The 7,628-nt window shown below is 65.3% G+C and carries 6 protein-coding genes and 1 pseudogene; 3 read left to right on the top strand and 4 right to left on the bottom strand.

Annotation, left to right across the window (positions count from 1 at the left end; genetic code table 11):
* Positions 1-45 precede the first annotated feature (45 nt).
* Positions 46-603 (bottom strand): GNAT family N-acetyltransferase, encoded by a 558-nt coding sequence (locus ACGLHR_RS49800; protein WP_400103280.1) that lies wholly within the window; start codon positions 601-603, stop codon positions 46-48.
* Between the two features lie 233 nt (positions 604-836).
* On the opposite strand from ACGLHR_RS49800, the gene ACGLHR_RS49795 reads away from it, so the two are divergent.
* Positions 837-2,057 carry a PepSY-associated TM helix domain-containing protein gene (locus ACGLHR_RS49795; RefSeq protein ID WP_400103278.1) on the top strand — a complete coding sequence of 407 codons (1,221 nt, stop codon included), beginning with the start codon at positions 837-839 and terminating at the stop codon, positions 2,055-2,057.
* 325 nt (positions 2,058-2,382) lie between these two features.
* Here the strand turns inward: ACGLHR_RS49795 and panC are convergent, their stop codons facing one another.
* The 3 genes from panC to ACGLHR_RS49780 form a co-directional block, all read right to left on the bottom strand.
* The gene (panC, locus tag ACGLHR_RS49790) at positions 2,383-3,231 is read right to left on the bottom strand and encodes a pantoate--beta-alanine ligase (protein WP_400103276.1); all 849 of its coding nucleotides are present in this window, start codon (positions 3,229-3,231) and stop codon (positions 2,383-2,385) included.
* 137 nt (positions 3,232-3,368) lie between these two features.
* Positions 3,369-4,250, bottom strand: coding sequence for a segregation and condensation protein A (locus ACGLHR_RS49785; RefSeq protein WP_400103274.1), 882 nt, complete (start codon positions 4,248-4,250; stop codon positions 3,369-3,371).
* A gap of 35 nt (positions 4,251-4,285) precedes the next feature.
* Positions 4,286-4,474, bottom strand: coding sequence for a DUF3460 family protein (locus ACGLHR_RS49780; RefSeq protein WP_006160566.1), 189 nt, complete (start codon positions 4,472-4,474; stop codon positions 4,286-4,288).
* 255 nt (positions 4,475-4,729) lie between these two features.
* Here ACGLHR_RS49780 and ACGLHR_RS49775 point away from each other — a divergent pair, with 255 nt between their 5' ends.
* A complete protein-coding gene (locus ACGLHR_RS49775) occupies positions 4,730-6,586 on the top strand; it encodes an autotransporter assembly complex family protein (protein WP_400103272.1) in 1,857 nt (618 codons plus the stop codon).
* A gap of 79 nt (positions 6,587-6,665) precedes the next feature.
* Positions 6,666-7,628, top strand: a pseudogene (locus ACGLHR_RS49770) (translocation/assembly module TamB); the annotation flags it as partial.

Raw genomic sequence — 7,628 nt, 5'->3', positions numbered from 1 at the left:
GACGAAACCAGCCTCAACGAAGTAGGAAGTCAGCTTTGGATCTGTTTAGGCAGATTTGAGTAGGTTTGACAGAACGGCATCCACCGACGGCCAGCTCACGCGGCGCACGGCCACGATCAGATCGGCGCCGGGAAACTGGTCGTCGAACACCTCGCTCTCCACGCCGTCCAGGCGCCGATAGAACTCGCGCGCCTGGATGTTGCCTTCCAGTACATAGAGAAAAAGGGGCTGCCCTGGCCAGCCGCAAGCGGCACGCCGCGCGTAATGGGCGAAGAGGCGCTTGCCAAGCCCCAGTCCGTGCCATCCCGGCAGCACATGCAGGTTATCCAGGTACACGCCATATTGCGGCTCGGCCTCGGGTTGCAGGCAGGCAAAGCCGGCCGGCGTGCCGTCCACGCGCACGAGCGTGACTTCCAGCGGCCCTTCGGCGCCCTCCACCAGGCGAGCCTGCCAGGCTTGCCGGCGCTGGACGGGCGCCTCCTGCTCAAGGTAATCCGCCGGCAACAGCCCGCGGTAGGCATGGCGCCAGCTTTGCGTGTGCAGGTCGGCAATCAGCGCGGCATCGTGGGGGCCGGCAGGGAGCAATTCGATGGAATGGGGCATCTTCATGGCGGGAGTCCGGGGCCGGCAATGGGCACGATCGACATTCTGCCGCAATCCAGGCGAGCCCAGCCACGGTCTTGCGCTTGTCACGCATGGGCAAGCCCTGCCTGTTAGAATCGCGAATCTTTCGCATTCTCATCTTGGTGGTGTGACGCATTCATCGCACGCTGGCATAGGGTCCGAAAACGTAACCCCACAATCCCTCAACCCCCCCAATCTGCTCCCCGCTTCCCATGGTTACCGGCCGCCTGCGCGTTGTTTTCGTCAAGATTCACCTGTACCTCGGCTTGTGGCTGGGCCTGCTGTTTGTCATGTTGGGCCTGACCGGCACCGTGATTGCCTGGCGCGACGAGCTGGATGCCATGCTCAACCCGGAGCTGCTGACGGCCTCGGCGGAAGTCCCCATGCCGGTGGCGACGGCCACGGTGCAAGCGGTCACTGACCGCCTGCAGGCCGACCCGCACTATGGTCGCCCCACGTTGCTGATGCTGCCGTCCGCGCCGCATGAGGTGTTTATTGCCTGGTACCCGCTCAAGGGCACGCCCAACGCCGGGCGCTCGCGCCAGGTAATGGTCGATCCCGTCACATTGACGGTGAAGGGTGAACGGGTCTGGGGTGAGCCCGGCCTGTCGCGCCCGCTGCTATTGCCGACCTTGTTCCAGTTGCACCACTACCTGCTCTCTGGCGAGACCGGCCGGACGATCCTGGGCATCACCGGGATGCTGCTGCTGGTGCTGGTGATCGGCGGGGTTGTGCTGTGGTGGCCCAAGCTCAAGCCGCGCGCGGTGCTCAATGCGTTTCGCATCAGCCATGGCGGCTCGTGGTCGCGCTTCAATTATTCGCTGCATCGCACGGCAGGCATTTTCGCGGCGCCGGTGCTGGCAACGATGGCGTTTTCGGGCTGGTACCTGGATTTGCCCAAGTGGGTGACGCCGATGGTGGCTGGCGTGATGACGGTGTCGCCGCCTGGCAAGCCGGTATCGGCTGCGGCGCCTGCTGGTACGCCGTTGCTAGGTGCTGCGCAGGCCGTGAGCGCTGCCCAGGCGCTTTATCCCGCGGCGCTGGTGACGCGGGTCAGCTTTCCGCGCAAGGCGGGAGATCCGTTTGAGGTGCGGCTGCGGCAACCTGACGAGGTCCGCCAGGGCAGTGGCGCGACCCGGCTCTGGCTGGATGCGCACACGGGTAAGCGGCTTGGGGTTCGCGATCCGATGGATGCGCCGGCTGGGGATACTGTCCTTAACTGGATGTATCCGTTGCATACCGGGGAAGCGTTTGGATTGTTGGGGCGGGCGTTTATTTCGGTGTTTGGTTTGGTGCCGTTGATGTTTGGTGTTACCGGGGTGTTGATCTGGTGGAAGCGCAGGCGGGGGCATCGGCGGCATGTGGTGCGGACGATGGAGAGGGCTAAGGGGGTTAGGGCTGAGGTGGGGCGGGAGGAGGTGGTTGAGGTTTGATTGCTGGTTGGCTGCGGCTGCAATTGCAATTGCAACTGCAAAATCAGCTTCAAATTCAATGGCTTAACGTCAAAAGCAACTGCAGTTTCACCACCTCTGCGGGGTGGCGACCTACTTTTTTGTCTTGCCAAAAAAGTAGGCAAAAAAGGCGCCCCATACGGTCTAGGTAAACCTTCACGGCTCGCTTCGCATCGCGCTTGGGTGATTTCCGCCTTGGGGGCGGGAATCACGGCTACACCGATCGGTAGGCGGCGCCATGCGAGTTCACTCACATGGCTGACAGGGGTGACATTTCGAGGCCTGGATCGTCCAGGCCTCGATTTCGTCAGATTTCCAGGTTGTCGATCAGCCTCGTCGCACCCAGCTTTGCGGCGGTCAGGATGACCAGCGGCTCGCCTGCTACGTATTCTTCGCGGGTGGGGGCCTGCAGGTCGACGCGCTTGCGGATGGATACATAGTCGGGTCGCCAGCCGCGGGCTTGCAGGGCGGCTTTGGCGCTGGCTTCGATGGCGGCGAGGTCGGCGCTGGCGCTGTTGGCGGCCAGTACGGTGTCGCGGACTTCGTGCAGCGTCTTGTAGAGCACCGGGGCTTCGGTGCGTTCGTCGGGCGTGAGGTAGCGGTTGCGCGAGGACAGGGCTAGCCCGTCTTCGGCGCGCACGGTTTCGGCGGGGATGATGTCGATCGGCAGCGCGAACTGGTGGACCATGCGGCGCACGATCATCAGTTGCTGGTAGTCCTTCTTGCCGAACACGGCGACGCGCGGTTGCGCGCACGACAGCAACTTCATCACTACCGTGCACACGCCCTTGAAGAAGCCGGGTCGGAATTCGCCTTCCAGGATGTCGCCCAGGTCGTGCGGCGGCTCCACGCGGTATTCCTGCGGCTCCGGGTACATGTCGCGCTCGGTGGGCGCAAACAGCACGTAGACGCCTTCCTTTTGCAGCTTCTCGATGTCGTCCTGCAGCGTGCGCGGGTACTTGTCGAAATCCTCATTGGGACCGAACTGCAGCCGGTTGACGAAGATCGACGCGACCACCGGGTCACCGTGCTGGCGCGCCAGGCGCATCAGCGACAGGTGGCCTTCATGCAGGTTGCCCATGGTCGGCACGAAGGCCGCCCGGTTCTGTCCGCGCAACTGGTCCCGCAACTCGTGAATGGAGGAAATGACTTTCATGAAGTTGGTGTGCTGGTCGTGGTAGGAGTGCCCCGGGGCGATGTGCGCCGGGAGGCCGGTCCGGTGCTCTAGGTGGCGCCGATTGTCGGCGGATTGTAGAGCATGTGGCCCGAAGCGGGCGGCGCTATTGGTGCGGCTTAGCTGGGAATGTACGCCAATCGCACATAAATCGGCGCGAAGGGTTCGGCCTGGGTGATCTCTACCAGGGCTTCACGCGATAGCTCAAGCATGGCGATGAAGTTGACCACCACCACCGGCACGCCCTTGCCGGAGCGCACCGCGTCTTCGAAGAGTTCGCTGAACTCCATGAAGCGGGAATGCTGCAGGCGGCGCAGGATGTGGCTCATGTGCTCGCGCACGGAGAGTTCCTCGCGCGAGATCTTGTGGTGCTGGTTGAGCTTGGCGCGCTTGATCACGTCGGCCCACGCGGCTTGCAGGTCGACCACTTCCACATCGGGAAAGCGCGGCGCAATGCTCTGCTCGATGTAGACCTGGGAGTGCAGGAAATCGCGCCCGAGCTGCGGCACCTGGTCGATGCGCATGGCCGCCAGCTTCATCTGCTCGTATTCGAGCAGGCGGCGGACCAGTTCGGCGCGGGGATCCTCTTCTTCGTCGTCGCTGTCGGATTTTTTCACGGGCAGCAGCATCCGCGACTTGATCTCGATCAGCATGGCGGCCATCAGCAGGTACTCGGCGGCTAACTCAAGATTGCTCTTGCGGATCTGCTCGATATACGTGAGGTACTGGCGCGTCACTTGCGCCATTGGAATATCGAGGACGTTGAAGTTCTGCCTGCGGATCAGGTAAAGCAACAAATCCAGCGGCCCTTCGAACGCTTCCAGGAAGATTTCCAGCGCATCCGGCGGGATGTACAGGTCCTGCGGCAGCTTGAACAGGGGCTCGCCGTACAGGCGCGCGAACGCCATGCCGTCGACGGCGGCCGGCGTGGAATCCCGCTCGGGCTTCACGCTGGGCAGCTCGATTGCTGGCTTGAGCTTGTCCTGCTCGCTCTGGTTCATCTAGGGGCGCTCGCTCGGGTGGGGCGGGTGCGGCTTTAGTCCAGCGAGTAGACGTACGGCTTTTGCGCCACGCGCGAGGCGTCGGCACGGGCACGTTCTTCGAGGTTGATCGGGCTCTTGTCCCACAGCAGGGCGCGGCCCTGGCGTTGTTCCGCTTCCAGGGAAGGGCGCTCGTCCTTGAGCGACTTCAGGAACTGGGTGATATCCGATTCGTAGGCAGCCATGGCGGGAAACAGGGTGAAATTAACAAACAGCGAGGATTTTACCGTATCGGCGGCCCTGGTAACGGGATTGCGCGCGATTCTGCCGTTTCCATCCCGTGCCCTTGCGTTCGGCGACCGTTGTGGTGGCGGTTGTGGTGACGGTTGCGGCGGTCATTTTGGCGGCGCCAGACAGGCCGGCCGCGCGGGTGTGGTCAAATATCGACTTTGCGTGACGTGCACCAATCGATGAGGATGGATCCAGGGAACCCGCGCACCATGCCCGCCGGCCTTGCCGCCCCTGCCGGCGGACTGCCGGTGGCGCCGGCCGTGCTGCGCCGCCTGGTGCGCCCGCTGCTGGCGGCCCTGGCGCTATCCGCGGGGCCCGCCGCCGCCGCTTATAAAGTCGAGGTGGATGCGCCCAAGCCAGTCAAGGAAATCCTGCAGGACCACCTGGACCTGTCGCGCTACCGTACCCGCGACGATATCTCGCCCGACCAGTTCAACTACATGGTCGAGACGGTTGGCGAGCAGGTCCGCCAGTTCACCTCCACCGAAGGCTATTTCGATCCGCAGACCACCACCAAGGTGGACGGCAGCGGCGACGAGCGCACCGTGCACATCACGGTGGATCCGGGCGCGCGCACGGTGATTCGTGCGGTGGACGTGGGCGTGAGCGGCCCGGCCGCCAGCCAGTCGCCGGAGCAGATCGCTGAAATCCGGGCCAAGTGGGATCTGCCGGTGGGCGCGCCGTTTCGCCAGGCGGACTGGGACAAGGCCAAGGAAGATGCGCTGGTGGCGCTGCAGAGCCATACCTACTACGGCGCCCGCCTGACCGGCTCGCAAGCCCGCATCGAGCCGGACGAGCACGCGGCGGACCTGAGCGCGCGCTTTGCCAGCGGCCCGGCCTACAGCATGGGGCCGCTGAAGATCAGCGGGCTGCGGCGCTATCCCGAGCAGATCATCCGCAACGTCAATCCGCTGTATGAGGGCGAGCCGTACCGCGTGGAGCGCTTGCTGGAATTCCAGCGCGCCATCCAGAACCAGCCGTACTTCTCCAATGTGCAGATCGACCTTGGCGAGCAGGAAACGACGGCCGAGGGCAAGGTCACCGAAGCGAGCACCGCCATCAGCGCCGAGCCAAAAGTCGACATGAACGCCGACAAGGTGACTGTGCCCGTGTATGTCCGGGTGCGCGAGTATCCCGTCCATCGGCTCTCGTCGGGCGTGGGCTATACCACCGATACCGGCGCCCAGGTCGAAGGGCGCTACGCTTACTACAACCTGTTCAACCGTGCCTGGGTGTTCGACTCGCAGGCGCGCATCGAGCAAAAGCGCCAGTACGCGTTCGGCGAGATCGCGATGCCGCCGGATAGCAAGACGTACCGCAATAGCGCCTACGCTAGCTACGAACGCACCATCGACCTGGAAAGCACCGACCTGACCAGCCTGCGCACGGGCCTGAAGCGCTCCCGCTCGCGCGAGAAGTACGACACCACCATGTCGCTGGACTATTACTACGACAAGCTCCAGCCCTTCGGGCAGGACAGCCAGCTCAGCCGGGCGCTGGTGCCCGCCTTTGCCTGGACGCGGCGCGACGTGGACAACCCGGTGTTCCCGCGTCGCGGCAACGTCATCAGCACGCAGGTGGGCGTGGCCGCCAAGCACATGCTGAGCGACGAAACCTTCTTCCGCCTGTACGGGCGTATCCGCCAGTACGTGCCGGTGGGCAAGCGCGACCTGGTGGTGGCCCGGCTGGAGCTGGGCGCGGATATCACCAACGGCGACGTCACCAAGGTCCCGGCCTCGCTGCGCTTCAGGGCGGGCGGCACGGATTCGATCCGGGGCTACGGCTATCAGTCGATCGGCACCCGCAACGGCGCCAGCGTGCTGCCGGCCAAGTACCTCGGCACCGCGAGCCTGGAATACCAGTACTGGTTCCTGCATGACTGGGGCGCCGCGATCTTCTGGGACGTGGGCACGGCCACCGACAACCTGACGGGCGTCAAGCTCTACAACGGCGTGGGCATTGGCGCGCGCTGGCGCAGCCCGGTGGGGCCGGTGCAGCTCGACGTGGGCTACGGCATCCAGGCAAAGCAGTTCCGCCCGCATATCTCGCTGGGAGTCGCGTTCTGATGATCGTTCCGACCACGGCGATGCGGCCCGGCCGCCAGCACGGCGACCTCAATCGACGCAGCTGCAGGGCATTTGCCGCATGAGCATTCCCGACATGCCTCCCGTCCCCGCTCCCGGCGATGTTCCGCCCGGGCCGGCGCGGCCGCGCCGCATGCGCTTCGGGCGCTGGCTGGCGTGGTGCGCGGTGGTGCTGCTGGCGCTGGTGCTGGCGGGGGTTGCGGCGGCGGTGCTGGCCTTGCGTACGGAGGCCGGCACGCGCCAGCTATGGTCGCTGGCCACGCTCCTGTCCGCAGGCGCTTTGTCAGGCAAGCTGGAAGGCGGCACGGTGGCCCACGGCCTGCGGCTGCGCGATGTGGTGTTTGCCAGCGGCGGGACCCGGGTGACGGTCGACCGTGTCGACGGCAGTTGGGCGTTGAGCTGGTCACCGACCCGCTTGCATGTCAGCTCGCTGCGCGTTGGCGCCGTCACGCTGCGCTTGCCGCCGTCGCCGCCTGACAGTGCGCCCGCCACCTTGCCCAAATCGCTCGACCTGCCATTGGCGGTGGACGTGGATACGCTCACGCTGGACCGCCTGGCCTTGCTCCAAGGGCCGCCGGCCACGCCCAGCGAGATGGTGTTCAGCGACCTGGCGGGCTCGCTGCATTCCGACGGGCAACGCCACCGCGTCAGCGTGGAGCGGCTGGTCACGCCGTACGGCAAGCTGGCCGCCAATGCGCAGATCGCCGGCCAGGCGCCGTTTGCGCTGAACGGCGCCGCGCTGCTGGAGGGCAGCTGGCAGAAGGAATCCTTCAGCATCAGCGCCCATGTGAGCGGCTCGCTTGCCGCCCTGCGCGCGCAAGCCGAAGCCAGCGGCGATCGCCTGCGCGGCCGTGCCGAGGCGGACCTGACGCCGTTTGGCAAGGTCCCGTTCACCCATGTGCTGGTCAACGGCGAGCACATCAATCCGCGCTTGTTCAGCCCGTCGGCGCCGCGCGCCAATCTCTCCGTGCAGGCTGAGTTGCGCCCGGTGGATGGCGCGGCCGCGCCGGCGCCTGCCGCGTCG

Origin of the sequence: Cupriavidus sp. CuC1, assembly GCF_044627735.1 — a bacterium.
GTDB lineage: Bacteria > Pseudomonadota > Gammaproteobacteria > Burkholderiales > Burkholderiaceae > Cupriavidus > Cupriavidus ulmosensis.
Note: the sequence above shows the minus strand (reverse complement) of the source record. Positions and strands in the feature narration are given on the sequence as shown.

Bases quoted from the DNA above. Each gene is read 5' to 3' on its own strand.
- ACGLHR_RS49775 (WP_400103272.1), top strand. From the start codon at position 4,730: ATGCCCGCCGGCCTTGCCGCCCCTGCCGGCGGACTGCCGGTGGCGCCG.
- ACGLHR_RS49800 (WP_400103280.1), bottom strand. From the start codon at position 603: ATGCCCCATTCCATCGAATTGCTCCCTGCCGGCCCCCACGATGCCGCG.
- ACGLHR_RS49795 (WP_400103278.1), top strand. From the start codon at position 837: ATGGTTACCGGCCGCCTGCGCGTTGTTTTCGTCAAGATTCACCTGTAC.
- ACGLHR_RS49780 (WP_006160566.1), bottom strand. From the start codon at position 4,474: ATGGCTGCCTACGAATCGGATATCACCCAGTTCCTGAAGTCGCTCAAG.
- ACGLHR_RS49785 (WP_400103274.1), bottom strand. From the start codon at position 4,250: ATGAACCAGAGCGAGCAGGACAAGCTCAAGCCAGCAATCGAGCTGCCC.
- panC (WP_400103276.1), bottom strand. From the start codon at position 3,231: ATGAAAGTCATTTCCTCCATTCACGAGTTGCGGGACCAGTTGCGCGGA.